This is a genomic window from Tianweitania populi, from assembly GCF_014652875.1.
In the GTDB taxonomy this organism is placed as follows: Bacteria; Pseudomonadota; Alphaproteobacteria; order Rhizobiales; family Rhizobiaceae; genus Tianweitania; species Tianweitania populi.
Map to the genome: position 1 here is coordinate 1 of NZ_BMZQ01000013.1, position 602 is coordinate 602.

At 60.6% G+C, this 602-nt stretch carries 1 pseudogene; it reads left to right on the forward strand.

Features of this window, described 5'->3' with window-relative positions:
• Window positions 1-602: pseudogene (locus IE166_RS21000) on the forward strand (hypothetical protein); the annotation flags it as partial.

The window sequence follows — 602 nt, forward strand, 5'->3', positions numbered from 1 at the left end:
GCGCATGACCTTGGCCATTGCGCCCCGATACGCATCAAGGGCTACTCCAAAGAGGAGCGGGTCGCGCAGGATCTCAAGCGCGGTCGGAAAAGCCGGGTCAAGAAGACGCCCGGAAGCTGGGAGTGGCTGCTCAAATTCCGCCAGCACGCGCCGCGGCGTCATGCTGCTTTGGCTATGTTCATGTTCATGACGGGCGCGCGGATCAGCCAGGCCGTGGCGATGCATCCCGACCGTCATTTGAAGCTGGATCAGAACATGGTCTGCATCCCGGCGGCGAAGGGGCATGATGATCGATGGATCACGGTTCCACAGGAATTGGTCAGGGAGCTGGCTTCGCTGCCTCGACTTTATCCGCGCGGGTTCTACCGCACGCAGGACAATCTGCGTGTTTTCGGTTTCGCTGATCGATCAAGCCCTCGAAAGGGATGGGCCAAGGCCTGCAAACTGGCTGGCATCGATCAGCAGCTGGGTTATCTCAAAATCATTGGTGACCACCTGGAGATCGTTCCGGTCGAGGATCGCCCGCGCCAGCCTGTACGCCACCTTCGGCGGCAAGCACGACCTGTATGTGAAGGCGCTGGAGCGCTACGTCCAGACACGCG